The organism is Rhizobium sp. PvP014, assembly GCF_017876855.1.
Lineage (GTDB): Bacteria > Pseudomonadota > Alphaproteobacteria > Rhizobiales > Rhizobiaceae > Neorhizobium > Neorhizobium soli.
This window is the reverse complement of record NZ_JAGIOT010000001.1, coordinates 100,538-120,500: the sequence shown is the minus strand read 5'-3', so window position 1 is coordinate 120,500 and position 19,963 is coordinate 100,538. Positions and strand designations below refer to the sequence as shown.

Here is a 19,963-nt window from a genome sequence, read left to right as displayed (position 1 = left end):
ACTTGCTCGCGGCTCCGCGTTTGCGGGCGACGCCGATCAGCGGCGCGCGTATCGCGCATAGGCAAGGTCGGTTGCATCGATGTCGGGCGTTTTGCCGCTGACGAGATCGCTGATCACCCGCGCCGAGCCGCAGCTCATCGTCCAGCCCAGCGTTCCGTGCCCGGTATTGAGGTAGAGACCACCGATCTTGGTTGCTCCGATCACCGGCGTTCCATCGGGTGTCATCGGACGAAGGCCCGACCAGAACGACGCCTTGGTGATATCGCCGCCGGGGAAAAGGTCGGTCACGGAATGTTCGAGCGTGCGCCTGCGCGGCGCACCGAGATCGTTCGTATAGCCGGAAATTTCGGCCATGCCGCCCACCCGGATGCGGTCGCCCAGCCGCGTGATGGCGATCTTGTAGGTCTCGTCCATGATCGTTGATTCCGGCGCGCGGCTGGCATCCTTGATCGGGATGGTCAGCGAATAGCCCTTGACCGGATAGACCGGCAGATCGATGCCGTGGTCTTTCACGACCAGCGGCGAATAGCTGCCGAGCGCGACCACGACCGCATCGCTTCGAAGCGTTTCGCGGTCCGTCACGACACCCCTGACCTTACCGCCTTCGACATCGAGCCGTTTGATGGTCGTACCATAGGCAAACCGGACGCCGAGAGCTTCGGCCTTGGCGGCGAGAAGATTGGTGAACTTGAAGCAGTCGCCGGTCTCGTCCTTGGGCGTCAGCAGGCCGCCGACGATCTTTTCGCGCACATGGGCGAGCGCCGGTTCCACCCGGATACAGCCTTCGGGATCGAGCACTTCATAGGGAATGCCATCGGCCGCCAGCGCCTTGACATCCTTTGCGGAGGCGTCGAGCTGCTGCTGCGTGCGAAACAGCTGCAGCGTTCCCTGCATGCGCGCGTCGTAATCAATCCCGGTTTCATTCCGGACATCTGCAAGGCAGATCCGGCTGTAATCGGAAAGTCGCAGCATCCGGCTTTTGTTGATCGCGTAGCGCTCCGAGGTGCAGTTCGACAGCATCTTGAACATCCACGACAGCATGGCGCGATCAAGCTTCGGGCGCAGGATCAGCGGCGCGTGCTCCATGAAGATCCATTTGAGCGCCTTCCGGGGTATGCCCGGCGCTGCCCAGGGAGAGCAGTAACCGAACGAGACTTCGCCGGCATTGGCGAAACTCGTCTCAAGCGCAGGGCCTGTCTGGCGATCGACAACGACGACCTCGTGGCCGGCCTTGGCCAGTTGATAGGCGGTGGTCGTGCCGATGACGCCGGCGCCGAGTACGATGACTTTCATGGCATTCCCCTAGACGTCTTGCAGCTGAACTTGGCGGTATAGTCTTTGGTAACGGTGTCCTAGGCCCGTGAGTATCTCATAGGATATCGTTCCGGCGGCCTCGGCAATCGCTTCCAGCGTCTGGTGTTCCCCGACCACCTCGACGAGACTGCCGAGTGTCAAAGTATCCTTTGGCAGCGCGCTGACATCGATGATGATACTGTCCATGGAAACCCGCCCGACGATCGGCAGTCGTACGCCAGCGTGATACACTGCACCCGTGCCGCTGAGGGCACGGGGCAGGCCGTCCGCATAACCGGCTGCGATCGTTGCCAGATGCATCTCTCGGTCAGCAATATGCGATCCGCCATAGCCGATCCGGGTTCCGGTCGGCACGGTACGTGTCTGGACCACGGCGACATCGAGTCTGACGACCGGCTCCATCGGGTTTGGAGCTCCGACGGTCGGGTTGCCGCCGTAAAGCGCAATGCCGGGCCGCGCCAGCGTGTGGTGGAAATCGCCTCCTAGAAAGATGCCACCGGAATTGGCGAGGCAAATCCGAATTCCCGGAAACAGACCAGAAAGTCTTTCAAATTCCGCCAGCTGCTTGCCGTTCATAAGGTGTCCGCCTTCGTCGGCGCATGCGAGATGGCTCATGACGAACTGGAATTCCAAGCCGGCATGCTCGTTCATTTCCCGGGACAGGATGCTGCATTCTTCCGGCGACAAACCGAGACGGGACATGCCGCTGTCGACCTGCAAAACTGCGGGGAGCGATCGGCCAACCTGACGGGCGAGCTCAGACCAGCGGCGCAACTGAGGCAAAGAGTTCAGGACAGGGATGATGCCGTCGGCAGCGCAGCGCTCTTCGTTTCCGGGCTGCAGTCCGTTCAAGACATAGAGACGTGCATCGGCAGGGAGAGTATCCTTGAGCCTGATGGCCTCGACGAACTGGGCCACGAAAAAGTCCCGGCATCCGGCATCGCCGAGCGTTCTTGATACGACCGTTGCACCAAGTCCATAGGCATCAGCCTTCACGACCGCTGCGCAGCGTGCCGGTCGAAGCATGGCGACGAGCGTTTCGTAGTTGCGCCGGAGGGCACCCAGATCGATTGTCAGGTATCCCGATGCACCCTCGGCAACGAACTGTACTTCGGCGTCACCAAACGAGGACGAAATATCCATGCTGCTGCCCTCCCTGTGAGAGCAGATTATTTGAATATTCGGTGAGTTTGGTGCTATTTGATGACAGGATGTGCGACGAATACCGATATTCTGGTGAATTCTGTCGTGTTTTGAAAGAATATGCATGGAAGCGATAGATGCGATTGACCGCAACCTTCTCCGGCTCCTTCGTCTGAAAGGGCGGATCAGCAATGCGGCACTGGCCGCGGAAGTCGGGTTGTCTGCCTCCGCGTGTCTCAGGCGCGTCAAGCTCCTGGAAGAAGCCGGCGTCATCCGCGGGTATACGGCGCTGATCGACAATGGCCAGATCGAGAGCGCCATCGCCGTGATTATCAACATCACGCTGGAGCGGCAGACCGAGGATTATCTCAACCGGTTCGAAGCTGCTGTGAGGAAACATCCGGAAATTCAGGAATGCTTCCTGATGACCGGCGGCTCGGATTATATCCTGCGGGTGGAAGTTGCAAACGCCGGCGCGTTCGAGCGCATCCACAAGGAAATCCTGTCGGCGCTTCCCGGGGTTTTGCGGATCCATTCCAGCTTTTCCATCCGAAACGTGCTTGCCTCACGTTCGAAAAACCGTCGTTAGAAGATCACTCCCGACAGTTCACCTTCGCGAATTAGTGCCGGTTTCGAGGTTGCATATTCCCGTTGCAAGCTCGATAAAATTGCAATAACGTGATCATCAGTCACAAGCATTTTACGCATAGCATCCAAAAATTCTGACCTTTGAATTTGGCGTCCTCTTAACTCAGCGGGCGAACGATGATGCATGACGATCAGCAGTACACTCACGAAGACAATTCCAGACAGATCTTCCAGGAGCTGAAATTCCGCTCTTTGACGGTGAAAAACCGTCTTTTCCGATCGAATGTCTCGGGGCAGTTCGACGATTACAACGGTCACGGCGGCTCTGCGCGTCTGAATTGGGAGGAGAAATTCGCCCGCGGCGGGGTCGGCTGTATCATCTCGTCCTTCACGCCGGTTTCCGTGCGTGGGAGAATCCTCGTGCGCTACGCGATGATCGATGATGATGACAAGATCCCGTTCTGGAGGGCGATCGGCGACCGGGTGCACGCCCACGACTGTCGGTTCTTGATGCAGCTCAGTCATTCGGGCCGCCAGCAGGACATGGGCGGTGCTGAAAACCTCTACAAAAGGGGACTGAGCTCAACGAACAAAAGCGATTACTTTCACGGCCTGCTCGCCGAAGCGATGAGCAGGGAGGATATTCGCACTGTCGTCGAGCAGTTTGCCCAGGGCGCGCGCCGGGCCAAAGAGGCCGGTCTCGACGGTGTCGAGCTGCATGGCGCCAACGGCTATCTCATCACGCAGTTTCTCAGCAGCGGCATCAATGACCGCACCGACGAATACGGCGGCGACTGGGAGGGGCGGGCGCGGTTCGTGCTGGAGATCGTTCGCGCCATTCGCCGCGAGGTCGGTCAGGACTTTCACCTGCAGATGAAGATCAACGGGGTCGATCACAACGACTGGCTCTATCCCTGGATCAAGAAGGGCAATACGCTCGACGAGACGGTCAAGATCTGTACCCTCCTGCTGGATGGCGGCAAGGGTGTCGATGCCTTCCATATTTCCAGCGGGTCGACCTTTCCGCACCCTCGCAACCCGCCGGGTGATCTGCCCCTGAACGACCTGCGACGCTGGTATGACGGCATGCTTTCGCAAGGCACAAGGGCGCGTTTCAACTATTCGATCTTTTCGAATCCGGTCCTGGGACCTGCATTTGTGGCCTGGTGGCGTTTCCGGCGGGGGAAAGTCATCGAAGGCATCAACCTCGATTATGCCCGCGCTGTCACGGAAGCGGTCCGGGGCATCGATCCCAGCGTCAAGGTTCTCTGTACGGGCGGTTTTCAGCATGCCGATGTGATCGGCGAGGCGATCCGCAGCGGCGCCTGCGATGCCGTCAGCATGGCAAGACCGTTGATTGCCAACAATGATTTGCCAAAGATCCTCAAGACCCAGAATGGCCCGGACAAAGGCCGCGAGTGCACCTATTGCAACAAGTGTCTTCTCAATGATCTGGAGAACCCTCTCGGCTGCTACGAGGTAAAACGGTATCCCGGGTCAACGTTTGAGGCCCGGCATCAGAACATGATCGACGAGGTGATGTCGGTGTTTACGCCGCCGGCCTTTCCGGGAAGCGTTGTGGCGACACCACCTCAGGCGGTGGAGGCGGAGCCATGAGTGATCTCAACGATCCGCTGACCCCGGTCGAGATCGTCCTCGGGCGCAAGCGGAAAATCGTCGTGGTGATCGCAGTGCTTGTGCTCGCAGCGATCGTCTACTGGCTCGTTTTCGTCAACCAGTATGTCGTCGCGTTCCGAAACCAGGAAGATCATTTCCTCTACGGCTCGATTGGCAGCGAGGCATCGACCGGGCCACCCTACTGGGTCTTCAAGGCGCTGCCGGTGATGTATGCCGACAAGCTTGGGCCGGCCGGATGGGGTCATTTCGGCATGCTTTACGAGAAGCCGGGCGACGACCTGCCGATCGGCGTCTCCAGGCGCATCGTGTCCGGAGTCGATCGCGTCTGGCTGAACTGCTCGGTTTGTCATGTCGGAACCTACACGCTTCCGAACCAGACGGAGCGGCATCTGGTCTACGGTGCACCTTCAAACAATTTGCGGCTTCAGGAATTCATTCTCTTCTTCATCGACCTCGGGTCGGATCCCGGGTTTACCGCCGACCGGCTGATCGCCGCGATCAACAGTCCAGAAGTCGGCGGCCATCTCAATGCGTTCGAGCAGGTGGTGTATCGCTATGTGATCTTTCCGCGCCTCCAGGCGGCATTCGCAGATCTCGGCAAACGGCTGACATTCGTTGCGCGGCAGGAGAAATGGGGACCCGGGCGGGTGGATACATTCAACCCCTATAAAAGCCTGCAGTTCAACTTTCCGATGGACGCTGCATCGATCAGTGATGCAGCGCTGAACGGAAGCTCCGATTATCCGTCGATCTGGCAGCAACGCCCGCGGGAGGGAATGAACCTTCACTGGGACGGCAATAACAATTCGGTTGCCGAGCGCAACCTGAGCGCAGCACTCGGCGCAGGTGTGACACCGGTAACGGTGGATCGATCGTCGATCCGCCGCATCGAACAATGGATGTGGGATCTTCCCGCGCCACAGTTTCCGGCAAAGGTAGATGTCGACGCTGCCGAGCGCGGCAGGGAGGTGTTCTCGGATACCTGCGCCGGTTGCCATGGCATGAAGACAGGCGGAACCTATTCCTACAATACCGATCATTTCAAGCGGCTCGGACGGACGGTCGCGCTGGCCGATATCGGGACGGATCGCGGCCGCTGGGCCTCCTACACACCGGATTTTGCGGCCGCACAGAACCAGCTCTATGCGGGCTATCCGTGGCGTTTCAAGCGGTTCCACAAGACCAACGGCTATGCGAACCATCCCCTTGACGGGATCTGGGCCCGCTCACCCTATCTGCACAATGGGTCAATACCGACGCTGCGCGATCTGCTCGAACCCTCGTCGCAGCGGCCGGCGCGGTGGTATCGCGGCAGTGAGGTGCTCGACCTGGCACGGGTCGGATATCGATCCGACGATGCGGCACCGGGCGATCAGCTGTTTCTCTATGACACCTCAAAAACCGGTAATTCCAACCGCGGACACGAGGGCAAAGCTTACGGCACGGAGCTTTCCGGAGCCGATAAGGATGCCCTCGTCGAATACATGAAGACGCTATGATCAGGACCCGCTCGCTCAGCACCTGGAAGGCCCGTCACGCCATCGTCGTATGGATCGGCGTGATCCTGAACCTGTGTTTCGTGCTGCCGCTGATCTTCTGCCCGGAATGGCTGCTTTCCCTGTTCGGCATCGTCGTCAACCAGGTGATCTGGGCGCAGTTCGCGGGCCTCCTGCTAGGTATTCTCTCCGTCTTCTATATTCCCGCGTCGATCGATATCGACCGCTACCGGCTATTTGCCTGGCTGCAGGTCTTTCCATCGCGCACAGCCGGCGTCGTGTTCTTCCTGCTTGCCGTGACGGTGTTCGACCAGCCGATCGGCTATATCACCGGTGTCCTTCTCGATGGTTCGGTGGCGATCCCGACGCTGATCTGCCTCCTCAACATCAGCCGCCTTGAACAGGAACTCGCCGACGGGGGCCGCCCATGAGCGCGCGCAAAACCCGGCTGTTCTGGAAAGGGCTTCTGGCGCTGCTGGTCGTCGTCGTGGCGGGTGCGCTTTCCGTTTATCTTCTTCTTTTCCGCCCGGTTGCCGCCCCTCGTACGGAGGATCTCGCCCGGCTTTTCAATCACGGCTCGATCGGCAATGAAGAGGTTCAGGGCCTGCCCTACTGGATCTGGCGCGTGCTGCCGCAGATCTTTCCGGAGCATGTGCCGAACGGCAAGGATGGCTACGGTGCCTTCGGCATGTACTGGCGTGCCGGAGACAAGGTGCCGATCGGCTTTTCGGTGACGACACTGGGTGTCATCGATCGCGTCTCGCCCAACTGTGCCTTCTGCCATCAGGGCAGCTACCGGCTGAAACCCGATGAGCCTCGCGTGCTGGTCTCGGCCGGTGCCGGAACGCGCGTTGATCCGCAGGCCTATATCCGCTTCCTGATCAAGGTCGGTGCCGATGCCCGCTTCACCGCGGACCGGGTGATGCGGGAAATCACCACGATCTACGACATGCCGCTTTATGAGAGGTTGCTCTACCGTTTCGTTCTGATCCCGGCAACGCGCAAGGCATTTCAGGATCAGGCGCGGCGGTTCGCTTGGCAGGACACTCGACCCGACTGGGGCCCGGGCCGCATCGATCCTTTCAACCCCGTCAAATTCCAGAACCTCGAGCTCCCGGACGACGGCACGATCGGCAATTCCGACATGATGCCGCTGTGGAACATGAGCGAGCTTGCCCCGACGAACATTCGCAACTTCTCGCTTCATTGGGACGGGTTGCAAACGGATGTGCGCGAAACCGCGGTATCGGGCGCCATCGGCGATGGCATGAGTTCCAAAACCTTTCTGCGGACCCAGGAAAACCTCGACCGGATGATCGCCTTCACCTCGGTGCAGCGGCCGCCGCCTTCGCCGTTCAAGAGTAGTCGTGAGACGAACGATCCCCTTCGGGTTGACGCCTCCGCCGTCGATGCGGGGCAGGGGGTCTACCAGGCGCAGTGTGCCGTTTGCCATGACACGAACGGTGCGCGCTACCGATCTCCGATCCCGATTGTCGAACTCGGAACGGATCGGCATCGCATCGACATGTGGAGCCCCGCGGCGAAGTCCCGATATGCCGATTACGAGACTGGCTACCGGTGGGGGTTCACGCATTTCCAGAAGGCGGAAGGCTACGTGGCCGTCGATATGGCGGGCCTGTGGTTGCGCGGGCCATATCTCCACAATGGCAGCGTTCCGACGCTTGCCGATCTCCTCAAATCTCCGGAACAGAGGCCGAAGCAGTTTTATCGCGGCTCCGATCTCGTCGACACGGTGAACGGGGGTTTCGTCAGCGCCGAGCGACCGGAAACGGGCGGGTTTCTCTATGACACGAGCCTGCCGGGCAACGGCAATGGCGGCCATCTCTGGGGCACGGACCTGCCGCAGGCCGAAAAGGACAATTTGCTCGCCTATCTGAAGACACTTTGAAAAAGGGGAGGGGGACGCATGCACGGTTGGACCAAGAAAGCGAAGCGTTTCCTCTTCTGGCTGGTCACGACCGCTGCCGCTTTGGTGGTGCTCTTTTTGTTCGTGGCCGGCTTCGTCGTCTGGTCACTCATCCAGCCACCATCCGATCAGTTCGGCAAGGTCGAGGACGAGGCCAAGCTTGCGCGGCGCGACGTTTCCAGTCTGCCAGCCGCAACCGAGCCCTATTTCGCCGAGATGGACAAGGGTCTCCTCAAGGGGATTGAGGGAGGGGCGTATCCGCAGGAAATCCGCCAGATTGCAGCCGCGACGGGGCTTGACCCCGAGGCGATCCGACAGGCGGCAATCCGCGGTCAGAATGCCTGGATTGTCTGGACCGGCGGCAATGATCGCTTCTGGGATTTTGCCGCGCGCAACACGATCGGAGCATTTGATCTTCTGAAGACGGTTTCCTCGCATCCGAGCCAGGCCTATGGCCGCGACAATCGCTTTCGGTATCTCGGGCTCGTCAATGAGCCGGGCTTCGATGAGGCGACGGGACCGGACCCGAAACACTTCGGATTGTGGCTCGACCAGCGCCGGACTGACACGCCTCCCGATCCGTTCGGCGGCAATCCGGACGCGGACAGGCGATACCCAGGCGTGGAAGTGGGTGCGCGGGGTAAGCCGGTTGAGTTTGAAGCCCGGGAGGTGACCCTGCCGGTCGGCTCCTATTACGGGGAACCGACCGGCGTCATGGGGCTGCGCCTGTTTCCCAACCCGGATTTCGACTTGAAGGCCTCGAAAAAGTGGGACCCCGACCGCTACTATAACGACCCTTCCTACTACAACGACAAGGATCTGGTGCGTCCGTACCGCGTCGGCATGTCCTGCGCGTTCTGCCATGTCGGACCGAACCCGATCACGCCGCCGGCGGATGTGGAAAGGCCGCAGTTTTCGCAGATCACCTCGAACCCGGGAGCGCAGTACTTCTGGGTGGACCGGATCTTCTTCTGGAACACGCAACCGCGCGGCGAGGACGATAAGCCGACCTCCAACGAAGGCAATTTCCTTTTCCAGCTGTTCCACACCAATCCGCCGGGCTCGCTGGATACCTCGCTCGTTTCGAGCGATTACATCAACAACCCTCGCACGATGAATGCGGTCTATGAGACAGTAGCGCGCCTTGGAATTGCATCCGGTACGGGCTGGGAAAATTTGACCGGCGACGAGCTGGCGAACAAGCAGTTTCAGGATTACTCGCAGACGGCGGCACTGCATGCCTTCTTCAACAAGCGGGATGGCAAGTCTGCTTCGATGCGGGTGCTGAAGGATGGGGCTGACTCCGTCGGCACGCTTGGGGCGCTCAACCGTGTTTACTTGAACATCGGGCTGTTCAGCGAAGAGTGGCTTCTGCACTTCCGCCCCTTCCTGGGTGGCCAGAAGATATCGCCAATCCGCGTTCCGGATGCACAAAAGAACTCCGTCTATTGGCAGGCGACCGAGACGATGACGGCCGACATGGCGATCTTTTTTCTCGTCACCGGTCGCTCCGATCTCCTCAAGGACGCGCCGGGCGGAAAGGAGCTGCTGGCCGCGCTGGATCAGCAGCAGGTAGCCCGTGGTCGTGATGTCTTCGCTGAAAACTGCGCGGCGTGCCATTCGAGCAAACAACCCAAGGCTCCGGCCGAATTCGGCGTTGGCGAGGGGATCTGCGAGGGCGGCGGCGCGGGGCCGCAGTACCGTGAATGCTGGGACCGCTACTGGGCATGGGCACAATCGGCGCAGTTCAAACAATTGATGCGTGCGCAGGCCGAGAAACCGGACTTTCTCGTCGACAACTATCTGTCAAATGAACGAAGGGTGCCGATCGATCTGGTGCGCACCAATGCGTGCAGTGCCATCGCCACCAATGGCCTGGCCGGCGATATCTGGGATAACTTCACCTCGTCGACGTACAAAACCCTGCCTGCACCGAAGGAAGTGACGGTGCACCATCCGGTTTCGGGTGCAGCAACGCCGATGCAATCACCTGGTAACGGACGCGGCTATTTGCGACCGCCTTCGCTGATCAGCCTCTGGTCGACGGCGCCCTATCTCCTCAACAATTCCGTCGGGCACGAGATCCCCTATTCCTATCCGCGTTATGGCAAGGATACGGCAAGCGGGCCTGTTGGGACGTCTGGTACGCAGGCAAACTCCGGCAACGGAAACTACCCACGATCTCCCAGCGCCTGCCCTGCTGCGGATCCCAAAGACCCCTACATGCCCTGTATCGAAAACCGGCTTTCGGCCTTCGACACGTCGATCCGGCAGATGCTTTCACCGGAAACGCGGCGGATGGACAAAGCGACCGAAGAGGCCGTGCCAGGCTATATCTATCGTACCAGCGCCCCTTCCTGCCTGATCATCCCAAAAGGCTTCGTGCCGGATCAGATCCGCCCCTTTAGCGGCTTGCTCAGCCGCATTGCGCCCTGGGCGTTCAAGGATGACGGATCGATTGCACTCGGGCCCTTCCCGTCGGGATTTCCGGTCAATGCGCTGGTCAATACCAAGCTTTTGCCGGATCATGACGAAGACGCCTGGCCCGTTTACAAGCGGCTGATCACCAATGGTCCCGGCCTGGTTTCGGCCTTCGCAGAGCTGGGCGGGCAATGCTCCGCGCAGGAACTGGCCGACCCGGCGGTGCGGAGCCATTCCGAGACGGTCGTGCGCGAGACCGGCCTGATCGATCGGCTCGTGACCCTCAGCAAGTGCCCCGATTACGTCGTCAATGCGGGACATGCCTTCGGCTCGGATCTGTCGCAGGCGGACAAGGACGCATTGATTTCATTCCTGAAGCAGCTGTGACATGGCAGGGAGCGAAGCGACCCACGACTACATCGTGATTGGCGCCGGTGCGGGTGGGGCGGTCGTGGCTGCGCGGCTTGTGGAGGCGGGGTGCACCGTTCTGGTGATCGAAGCTGGTGGTGATCCGCTCGCCGAACGGCCTTACAGCGATGCGGTTGCAGATGACGACCCCGATATGCCTCTGGCCGATGCTTATAAAGTGCCGGCGTTCCATGCTTTCGCGTCCGAACACGAGGGTTTGGCGCGTGATTACTATGTCAGGCATTATGAGGATACGGCCGTGCAGAAACGCGACTGGCGGTACTGCGATGAAAAGGGCGGAATTCTCTATCCCCGTGCACAGGGGCTGGGTGGCTGCAGTGCCCATCATGCGATGATCATCGTCAAACCGAATGCCTGCGACTGGAACCATATCCGCGACCTCACAGGCGACGAGAGCTGGCGGGCTGCGCATATGCAGACCTATTTCGAACGGATCGAACGCTGCCGCTACCGCATCTTTTTCTGGCGCTGGCTTTCCTTCCTCACTGGTCTCAATCCGACCGGACACGGCTGGTGGGGCTGGATGCAAACGGAACTGGTTTTTCCGCTGAGACCAATCCGCGACCGCCTGCTGTTGAGCTCGCTTCTGCGCTGTGTGCGCGCGGCAGCTGATGCCTTCGGTCATTCCGGGACGCAATGGGAGACGGCGGAAACCGATCCGAATGCGCACCGGGTCTGGAACCCCTTCGCAAGCGGCATCCGCATCGCGCCCCTTTCCACCCGCAGGCATGTGCGGCATGGGCCGCGCGAACGGTTGCTCGACGTCAAGGCGAGGTATCCCGACAGGCTCGATATCCGGCTGAGAACAGCGGTGGCGCGTATTGCGATTGAGGATAGGCGCGCCGTGGGCGTCCACGCGATCGATGCGAACGGCAACGAACTCTTCGTTGAGGCGCGGCGAGAGGTCATCCTCGCAGCCGGCGCTTTCGCATCGCCGAAGATCCTGATGCTGTCGGGAATTGGCGATGCCGCTCATCTCGCTCGTTACGAGATCGCCGTCGTCGAAGATCTGCCGGGCGTTGGCCGCAATCTGCAGGACCGATATGAGATCGGCGTCGTCAGCCGCATGAACAAGCCCTGGGCGACGCTTAAAAACGCAGCCTATTCGATCCGTGACGCGGAATACCGCAAGTGGCGGCGCTTTCGTCTTGGCAACTACACAAGCAACGGCCTGTTGTTTTCCATGGCGCTCAAATCGCGCGACAGCCTGAACGAGCCTGATCTCCACTGCTTTTCGCTGCTGGGTGATTTCCGCGGCTACTACAAAGGCTATTCGCAGCGGATCAGAAAGAAAGACTATCTGAGCTGGGTCGTGCTGAAGGCCTATACGGAAAACCGAGCCGGTACAGTGAGGCTGCGATCTTCGGACTGGCGGACAGACCCGGACATCCAGTTCCATTCGTTTGCCGAAGGCAGCGGTGATTACCGTCGCGATCTCGATGCGATGGTAAAGGGCGTCCGTTTCGTGCGCAAAGTTGCCGAAGGGATGGACGACCTCGTTGCCGAAGAGGAAGAGCCCGGCCGCTGGCGCGACAGCGACGAAGCACTGCGCAACTACGTGGCCGAAAACGCATGGGGTCACCACGCCTGCGGGACCTGCGCCATCGGGCCGCGTGACAGCGGCGGCGTGACGGACAGCCGGTTCAAGGTGCACGGCGTCGATGGGTTGCGGATCGTGGATGCGTCGGTCTTTCCCCGCATTCCCGGCTATTTCCTCGCCTGCGCGGTCTACATGATCGCCGAGAAGGCGGCCGACGTTTTGCTTTCGCCACCACAGGGGGAGATGGCGTGATGACGCAGGTTCAAGCACGCGGCCGGTTTCTCGTTCGGCAAGCCTATCCTTGGCTGAACGACAGGGTTGCGGATTTCGTTCGCGGCTGGCGACGTCTGGATGCGTGGGCCAACCGGCCGCTTCCGACAAGGCGACGCGCCTACTGGAAACTGCTCGCCCCGGACCGTTATCCCTGGTACGCGCCGGCGCTGTTTCTGGTTCTGACCGTCATGCTGGCACTTGGCCCCACCATGGAAACCGATTGGCCGAACCTCATTCTGCTGGTGATCGGACTTGTGCTTTTTCTGGGTCTCAACGCTCTTGCCGAGCGTCGCCAAGTCGCCAACAACTATCTGCTGACCGGGCAACTGACATGTCTGGTTGCGATGCTGGCATTGCTGTTGTGGAGTTCTCTGCCCGAGGTCTACGGGGAGATGGTCGCCGCACCCCGACTGCACGTGGGCGTGGCCGTCGTTCTTGCGATAACCGTCGCGCTTGCTGCTGCATTCGGTTTTGCCGCAGCGCTATTCAGGTCGACAGCCGATGGAGGATTGGCCGATGCCCTGCCAGAGGTGGAGCTGTTTCTTCCGAAGGATCGCTACAGTTTCGTGGGGGGCGGGGCGAAAGCTGCCTTCTTTTCCGCCTTGGCAATCGCTCCGGTTCGTTATCCGGTAGAACTCCTTCTGCCCGGGTCGCTGCTGACCCTGTTCGTCCCCGACCATCTTCTTGCCCTGACTTTCCTTTTCGTCGGCGGGATCATGTGGATCTTGCTTTTCCTCGGCATTCTCTTCGAGCGGCTGATGGAAATCCTGAAGACGCTGGGCCGGATGTTTTTCATCGGTCCGCAGCGCGTGATTTCCATTCTCGTCATTGCCGTCGCCGGGGCACGGCTCGCGGAAATACATTTCATCACGTACCTCTTCAATGGCGGCAGCACGGGTTATGGCAACCCGGTCCTGATGCTTTACATCCTGCTTTCTTATGCGTGCGCCTGGTATTACGGATTTTGGACCGACCAGTTCGTTGCCCGCAGGCTCATGCGCATGCTCACACTCAAGCCCGACTGGCGCACCGCCATATCGGTCGCCTATCCCTACCACGGTGATCCGACACTCAGCCGCGTCGAAAGCGAAGGTCGCACGATCAGCCTGCATGGCGCCGGCCGCTTGAAGCTGCGGGGTCACTACGAAGACGGGTATGCCGGCGGCGGCACGGCGCTCCAGTTCATGACGCCCGCGGAGCTGATCGGTCAGTTCCGGCGCCAGATCGAGCTTCGCTCCCGCGACATAATAAAGGCAGACGATCTGCTGGCGAGCCTGCGCAATTTCGAGCGGGCGGCGGTGATCTATCCGGTCATCGTCGGAACGTTGGCCTTTGGCCTGATTGTCGGGCCGATTGTCCTGACGTTCTATTACGCGGTGCAACCGCCGGAGCTCACAGTCCATGCCGAGGGTGGGGGCGGTCGCGATGCTCTCGCGTTCATGAAGAACCAGGATTATGAAAATGGCGACTGCTCACCTCTGAAAGCGGGCATGCCTCGCATCGCCATCGCGGCTTCCGGAGGTGGTACACGCGCTGCAATCTATACCGCCTCGTTGCTGAGGGGCTTGGCGGAGGCGGGACATGTCTGCGACGTGGTGATGGCGAGCGGCGTTTCCGGCGGGAGCGCTGCGCTTGCGTATTTTGGCTTGCACGAGGCGGAACTGCGCTCCCGCGGTGGCGTCGGCTTCATGGCTTGGGAGCGCTATTCGCGGGAAATGGCGCATCCTTATATTGAAGATGTCATCAATCGCGCCAGCGACCTGCGGATCACATTCGGTCGCTTTCACTGGAGACGTTTTACATGCGGCGAGCCGGCGGTGCCGGATGGTTCTGTGAGCGGCCTTGCACCAGCCCGCTCCAAACTCGGCCATATCCTGGCGGAATCCTTCGCCTGCCGAATGGGGGCGGGAAAGATGGGCGACGTCTCGTTTGGATTGATGCTGAATTCGTCGATCGTCGGATCCTATCCCGATCCTGGAAATCCGTGCCGCCGAGGCGACGGGTATTCGCTGCCGGAACAGGCCAGCCGGTGCCAGGGGTTGCTGGATGGCGCGGGCGCGGGCGGGCGGCTTGTGCTGACCAACATCGGATCGACACAGACGATGCAGGCAAACACGTCGCCCGGGATGGAAATCGTCACCATCGACGAACCTGACGTCTCCGTGTCACGGGCCGCAGCATTGAGCGCCAATTTCCCCCCTGTGTTTCCGGATGCCGCCGTGGATATCATGCCGAGCAGCGGCACTGCCAAACGTTATTGGGTGACGGACGGCGGGACGGTCGAGAATCGCGGTACCGTGACCATGTATCGTGCCTTGCGCGATGCGGCGAGACGAGAACCCAAATCTTGCGGGTGCGGCAGTTCGCCAAAGTTCGCCCCGCTCCACGTCATCGTCGCGGATGTTTCCGCTCTCGCGGGGCCCTATCGCGAAAGTTTCGGTTTCGACTCTGTCCTTGGAGCGGGTGGACAGCTCGGGCTCGGCATGGAAGCGGAACTGCGCGCCGACCTCAAAACGCTCTACGAAACGACCCACTGCAGCAAGATCTACTTTCATGACATCGTGATACCGCCCGTTTTTTCGAGCAATGGAGGCATCGGAACGCACTGGTTGCTGCCGGGCTCGATGACGTTTCGCGATCCCAACCATTCGGGCGAACAGGTTACGCTCCATGCCGAGGACGTCGAAAAACTCGTGCTATCTCTGCACAGCAGCCGGGCCTTCAGCTATCAGGACAACGGGGGCGTCAAGAGGGTCTTGGGTTGGGCGCAGGATGGTCCCGGTAACCGGCATCGTGCGAATTGGGTCAGGCTGCTCGACATGTTGAACGGAAAGCTGCCGCCGCAACTCTGACCAGTGGTCTTGGACCTATCGTTCCTTCACCGCCTCCATGGCAACCGAGGTTGAGGTGCTTGCCACAAATGGCAGACTGGAGATTTTCTCGCCCAGCACTTCGCGATAGCGGCGGATGTTGGGTGTGCGGATCTTCAGGAGATAATCAAAGCGCCCAGCGATCATGTGGCACTCCTCGACTTCAGGAATTCGCCACACCGCCGCGTTGAACGCGTTGAGTGCCGTTTCGCGCGTATCGGACAGTTTCACCTCTGCGAAAGCGACGTGGTCGAGGCCAAGTTTCTTCGGGTTGAGGACGGCGCGGAAGCCGAGAATGAAGCCGTCCTGCATCAGCCGCTTCAGGCGCGCATTCACCGGAGTCTTGGAAAGGCCGACTTTGTCGGCAAGATCCGTCACCGAGACGCGGCCATCGCCGACCAGGACATCCATGATCTTCCGGTCAAAGTGGTCGATATCCCCAGGTGTATCGCTCTTCCTCTCCATTTTCTCTGTCGTCCTCCCGAAACGTGGTGAAATTCTCCAAATTCTACGCATTTTCAGAGAAGCTATATAGAGCAGTTTCGATTATTTTTCTCGCATCGCGGGATCGTTGCTGGTCCGCTAGATTGGCTTGATATTCGGGAGGCGGAACAATGGCATCTGCGATGGAACACAACACATTCTCGCCTGGCTCTTTGGAGACCATGCCCTTTGAAGATTTCGCCCCGCCGATCCGGCCGCAGTCGGATTTGCGCAAGGCCATCACAGCCGCCTATCGCAGACCTGAAATCGACAGTGTGCTGCCGCTTCTCGAGCAGGCAACACTGCCCGCCGACCTCGCAGACAAAGTCCGCTCGACAGCGCGCGATCTGATTGTCGCGCTGCGCCGCAAGGCCAAGGGGTCGGGCGTCGAAGCGCTTGTGCAGGAATACTCGCTTTCCAGCCAGGAAGGCATCGCCCTGATGTGCCTGGCTGAGGCGCTGCTGCGCATTCCGGATATGGCGACGCGCGATGCGCTGATCCGCGACAAGATTTCCGGCGGAAACTGGAAGTCGCATGTGGGCGAGGGCCGTTCGCTCTTCGTCAACGCTGCAACCTGGGGCCTTGTCGTGACCGGCAAGCTGACGTCGACCGTCAGCGACCGCAGCCTTTCGGCGGCACTGACGCGCCTGATCGCCCGCTGTGGCGAACCGGTCATCCGCCGCGGCGTCGATATGGCGATGCGGATGATGGGCGAGCAGTTCGTCACCGGTGAGACGATCGAGGAAGCGCTGCGCCGCTCGCGGACCATGGAGCAGAAGGGCTTTCGCTATTCCTACGACATGCTTGGCGAGGCAGCGACGACAGGAGAAGACGCGGAGCGCTATTACAAGGATTACGAGAAGGCGATCCATGCGATCGGAAAGGCCTCTGCCGGACGCGGGATCTACAACGGCCCTGGCATTTCCATCAAGCTCTCGGCACTTCATCCGCGCTATACCCGCGCCCAGGCCGGCCGCGTCATGGAAGAACTTCTGCCGCGCGTCAAAGCGCTGGCCGCCATCGCCAAGTCCTACAATATTGGTCTGAACATCGATGCGGAGGAGGCCGATCGCCTCGAATTGTCGCTCGATCTTCTGGAGGACCTCTGCTTCGACCCTGCTCTTTCTGGCTGGGACGGCATCGGCTTCGTTGTGCAGGCCTATGGCAAGCGATGCCCGTTCGTGCTCGATTTCATCATCGACCTCGCACGCCGTTCCAACCGCCGCATCATGCTGCGTCTGGTCAAGGGCGCCTATTGGGATGCGGAAATCAAGAAGGCGCAGATCGAAGGCCTCGAAGACTTCCCGGTCTTTACCCGCAAGGTGCACACGGATGTCTCCTACATCGCCTGCGCCCGGAAACTGCTTGGCGCCCGCGATGCCGTCTTTCCGCAATTTGCCTCGCACAATGCCCAGACTCTCGCCACGATCTATCAACTGGCCGGACCTGATTTCAAGGTTGGCGATTACGAGTTCCAGTGCCTGCACGGCATGGGCGAGCCGCTTTACGAAGAGGTCGTCGGTCAGGCAAAGCTGAACCGGCCCGCCCGCATCTATGCGCCTGTTGGAACCCACGAAACGCTTCTCGCCTATCTCGTCCGCCGTCTCCTGGAAAACGGCGCCAATTCATCCTTCGTGAACCGGATCGGCGATGACCAGGTGTCCGTCGACGAGCTGATTGCCGATCCGGCCGCCGTCGTTCGCGGCATGTCCGTTCCCGGCGGAAAACACGATCAGATCGCTCTGCCTGCCGACCTGTTCGGCAAGGACCGTCAGAACTCCCTAGGGTTCGATCTCTCCAACGAAACGACGCTCGCCTCGCTTGCGGCAGTTTTCCAGGACGGCGCCCGGGCTCCCTTCACGGCGGCACCGGAGCTTGCTGATGGAACTTCATCAGGAGAAACGAGGCCGGTGCTCAATCCGGCTGACCATCAGGATGTGGTCGGCTCAGTCACCGAAGCAGGCGTGGAGGATGCGCAAAAGGCAGCGGCTCTCGCAGAGGAGGCTTTTGCCGAGTGGCAGTCCGTTGCGCCGCAGGAACGGGCTGCCTGCCTCGAAAGGGCTGCCGATGCCATGCAGGAAAGCATGCCGTCCCTTCTCGGCCTGATCATGCGCGAGGCCGGAAAATCCCTGCCGAACGCGATTGCCGAAGTGCGCGAGGCGATCGATTTTCTGCGCTATTATGCGGAACAGGCCAAGCGCACGCTGGGGCCGGGGCATAAGGCGCTCGGGCCGGTAGTCTGCATCAGCCCGTGGAACTTCCCGCTGGCAATCTTCACCGGTCAGATCGCGGCCGCTCTCGTCGCCGGCAACAGCGTGCTGGCAAAGCCCGCTGAGGAAACGCCGTTGATCGCAGCGGCAGGCGTGAAACTTCTCTATCAGGCCGGCGTACCACGCGGCGCGCTTCAGCTTTTGCCGGGTGATGGAAAGATCGGCGCAGCGCTGGTGGCTGCCCCCGAAACCCAGGGCGTGATGTTTACCGGTTCAACAGACGTCGCTCGCCTGATCCAGGCCGAGCTTGCCGGCCGGCTGTCGAACGCCGGAAAGCCGATCCCGCTGATTGCCGAAACGGGTGGCCAGAACGCGATGATCGTCGATTCCTCGGCGCTGGCTGAACAGGTGGTCGGCGACGTTATCGCGTCCGCCTTCGACAGCGCCGGTCAGCGTTGCTCGGCCCTCCGTGTCCTGTGCCTGCAGGAAGACATAGCGGACCGCGTGCTGACCATGCTGCGCGGCGCCCTTGCCGAACTCACGGTCGGGCGCACCGACCAGCTGAAGATCGATATCGGGCCGGTCATCACAGCCGAAGCGAAGGGTGTTATCGACGGCCACATCGATGCGATACGCGCCAAGGGCCGGCGCATTGAGCAGGTCGCCATCCCCGCTGCAACGGCTGCCGGAACCTTCGTCGCGCCGACGATCATCGAACTGAACAACCTCTCGGACCTCGAGAGGGAAGTGTTCGGACCTGTCCTTCACGTCATCCGCTATCGTCGTGAGGATCTCGACAGGCTGATCGACGATATCAACGCCACCGGCTACGGTCTCACATTCGGCCTCCACACGCGTCTCGACGAAACGATTGCGCATGTGACGAGCCGTGTCCGGGCCGGCAATATCTACGTCAACCGCAACGTCATCGGCGCTGTCGTCGGCGTGCAGCCGTTTGGCGGGCGCGGCCTCTCGGGCACGGGGCCCAAGGCCGGCGGTCCGCTCTATCTCGGTCGCCTGCTGCAGCAACCGCCGGTGCCGCCGCGCCACAGTTCGGTTCATGTCGATCCGGCGATCTCGTTGCTGGCCGAATGGCTGCGCGCCAAGGGCAAAACCGAGGACGCCGAAGCGATCCGCGAACTGGGTGGCGAATCCGCTCTCGGCATGTCGCAGGAACTTCCGGGGCCCGTCGGTGAGCGCAACACCTATAGTCTGCATCCGCGCGGGCGCATCCTGCTCGTGCCGCAGACAGAGGCGGGTCTCGTTTCCCAGCTGGGTGCCGCGCTCGCAACAGGCAACAGCGTCACCATCGACACGGACTCCGGGCTGGAGGGCAAGTTCTCCGATCTATCGGCCGAAATCGCTGCCCGAATCATCTGGTCTTCCGATTGGGCAAACCATGGACCCTATGCCGGTGCGTTGGTGGAAGGCGACGGCAATAGCCTGATCTCCGTCTCGCGCCGTATTGCCAGCCTTCCCGGCCCGCTGGTGCTGACGCAGGCGGCTTCCTCAGCTGACGTCGCCGGCATGGATGATCCCTATTGCCTGAACTGGCTGCTTGAAGAAGTGTCGGTCTCCGTGAATACGGCGGCCGCTGGCGGCAATGCGAGCCTGATGGCGATAGGGTGAGG

The 19,963-nt window shown here is 60.7% G+C and carries 12 protein-coding genes; 9 read left to right on the top strand and 3 right to left on the bottom strand.

Annotated elements, in window-relative coordinates:
• Positions 1 to 36 precede the first annotated feature (36 nt).
• Both J3A65_RS00535 and alr read right to left on the bottom strand, forming a co-directional pair.
• Positions 37 to 1,293, bottom strand: a complete 1,257-nt coding sequence (locus J3A65_RS00535; RefSeq protein ID WP_209898412.1) for a D-amino acid dehydrogenase — start codon at positions 1,291 to 1,293, stop codon at positions 37 to 39.
• Between the two features lie 9 nt (positions 1,294 to 1,302).
• Positions 1,303 to 2,457, bottom strand: a complete 1,155-nt coding sequence (gene alr / locus J3A65_RS00530) for an alanine racemase (RefSeq protein ID WP_209898409.1) — start codon at positions 2,455 to 2,457, stop codon at positions 1,303 to 1,305.
• A gap of 124 nt (positions 2,458 to 2,581) precedes the next feature.
• On the opposite strand from alr, the gene J3A65_RS00525 reads away from it, so the two are divergent.
• The 8 genes from J3A65_RS00525 to J3A65_RS00490 all read left to right on the top strand — a co-directional run bounded on the left by J3A65_RS00525 (position 2,582) and on the right by J3A65_RS00490 (position 15,621).
• Entirely contained in the window at positions 2,582 to 3,046 is a 465-nt protein-coding gene (locus tag J3A65_RS00525) for an Lrp/AsnC ligand binding domain-containing protein (RefSeq protein WP_209898406.1), read from the top strand.
• A gap of 176 nt (positions 3,047 to 3,222) precedes the next feature.
• On the top strand, positions 3,223 to 4,662 hold the full coding sequence (locus J3A65_RS00520; protein WP_245341360.1) for an NADH:flavin oxidoreductase: 1,440 nt from the start codon (positions 3,223 to 3,225) through the stop codon (positions 4,660 to 4,662).
• The gene (locus J3A65_RS00515; protein WP_209898403.1) at positions 4,659 to 6,182 is read left to right on the top strand and encodes a cytochrome c; all 1,524 of its coding nucleotides are present in this window, start codon (positions 4,659 to 4,661) and stop codon (positions 6,180 to 6,182) included. Before J3A65_RS00520 ends, J3A65_RS00515 begins: the two co-directional genes overlap by 4 nt.
• On the top strand, positions 6,179 to 6,610 hold the full coding sequence (locus J3A65_RS00510) for a hypothetical protein (protein ID WP_174197484.1): 432 nt from the start codon (positions 6,179 to 6,181) through the stop codon (positions 6,608 to 6,610). The genes J3A65_RS00515 and J3A65_RS00510 overlap by 4 nt, the downstream gene beginning before the upstream one ends.
• Positions 6,607 to 8,088, top strand: coding sequence for a cytochrome c (locus J3A65_RS00505; RefSeq protein ID WP_209898400.1), 1,482 nt, complete (start codon positions 6,607 to 6,609; stop codon positions 8,086 to 8,088). Before J3A65_RS00510 ends, J3A65_RS00505 begins: the two co-directional genes overlap by 4 nt.
• Positions 8,089 to 8,106: 18 nt before the next feature.
• Positions 8,107 to 10,914 (top strand): c-type cytochrome, encoded by a 2,808-nt coding sequence (locus J3A65_RS00500; protein WP_209898397.1) that lies wholly within the window; start codon positions 8,107 to 8,109, stop codon positions 10,912 to 10,914.
• Between the two features lies 1 nt (position 10,915).
• Entirely contained in the window at positions 10,916 to 12,748 is a 1,833-nt protein-coding gene (locus tag J3A65_RS00495; protein WP_092664265.1) for a GMC oxidoreductase, read from the top strand.
• Complete coding sequence (locus tag J3A65_RS00490; protein WP_209898392.1) at positions 12,748 to 15,621, top strand: hypothetical protein; 2,874 nt, start codon at positions 12,748 to 12,750, stop codon at positions 15,619 to 15,621. Before J3A65_RS00495 ends, J3A65_RS00490 begins: the two co-directional genes overlap by 1 nt.
• Positions 15,622 to 15,636: 15 nt before the next feature.
• Here J3A65_RS00490 and J3A65_RS00485 read toward each other — a convergent pair whose 3' ends face one another.
• On the bottom strand, positions 15,637 to 16,104 hold the full coding sequence (locus J3A65_RS00485; RefSeq protein WP_062458856.1) for an Lrp/AsnC ligand binding domain-containing protein: 468 nt from the start codon (positions 16,102 to 16,104) through the stop codon (positions 15,637 to 15,639).
• Positions 16,105 to 16,304: 200 nt separating this feature from the next.
• Between J3A65_RS00485 and putA the strand changes: the two genes are divergently transcribed.
• Positions 16,305 to 19,961, top strand: a complete 3,657-nt coding sequence (gene putA, locus J3A65_RS00480) for a trifunctional transcriptional regulator/proline dehydrogenase/L-glutamate gamma-semialdehyde dehydrogenase (protein ID WP_209899851.1) — start codon at positions 16,305 to 16,307, stop codon at positions 19,959 to 19,961.
• Positions 19,962 to 19,963 lie beyond the last annotated feature (2 nt).

Excerpts from the sequence above, each read along its gene's own strand:
- J3A65_RS00535 (WP_209898412.1), bottom strand. The coding sequence starts at position 1,293 with ATGAAAGTCATCGTACTCGGCGCCGGCGTCATCGGCACGACCACCGCC.
- alr (WP_209898409.1), bottom strand. The coding sequence starts at position 2,457 with ATGGATATTTCGTCCTCGTTTGGTGACGCCGAAGTACAGTTCGTTGCC.
- J3A65_RS00525 (WP_209898406.1), top strand. The coding sequence starts at position 2,582 with ATGGAAGCGATAGATGCGATTGACCGCAACCTTCTCCGGCTCCTTCGT.
- J3A65_RS00520 (WP_245341360.1), top strand. The coding sequence starts at position 3,223 with ATGATGCATGACGATCAGCAGTACACTCACGAAGACAATTCCAGACAG.
- J3A65_RS00515 (WP_209898403.1), top strand. The coding sequence starts at position 4,659 with ATGAGTGATCTCAACGATCCGCTGACCCCGGTCGAGATCGTCCTCGGG.
- J3A65_RS00510 (WP_174197484.1), top strand. The coding sequence starts at position 6,179 with ATGATCAGGACCCGCTCGCTCAGCACCTGGAAGGCCCGTCACGCCATC.
- J3A65_RS00505 (WP_209898400.1), top strand. The coding sequence starts at position 6,607 with ATGAGCGCGCGCAAAACCCGGCTGTTCTGGAAAGGGCTTCTGGCGCTG.
- J3A65_RS00500 (WP_209898397.1), top strand. The coding sequence starts at position 8,107 with ATGCACGGTTGGACCAAGAAAGCGAAGCGTTTCCTCTTCTGGCTGGTC.
- J3A65_RS00495 (WP_092664265.1), top strand. The coding sequence starts at position 10,916 with ATGGCAGGGAGCGAAGCGACCCACGACTACATCGTGATTGGCGCCGGT.
- J3A65_RS00490 (WP_209898392.1), top strand. The coding sequence starts at position 12,748 with ATGACGCAGGTTCAAGCACGCGGCCGGTTTCTCGTTCGGCAAGCCTAT.
- J3A65_RS00485 (WP_062458856.1), bottom strand. The coding sequence starts at position 16,104 with ATGGAGAGGAAGAGCGATACACCTGGGGATATCGACCACTTTGACCGG.
- putA (WP_209899851.1), top strand. The coding sequence starts at position 16,305 with ATGCCCTTTGAAGATTTCGCCCCGCCGATCCGGCCGCAGTCGGATTTG.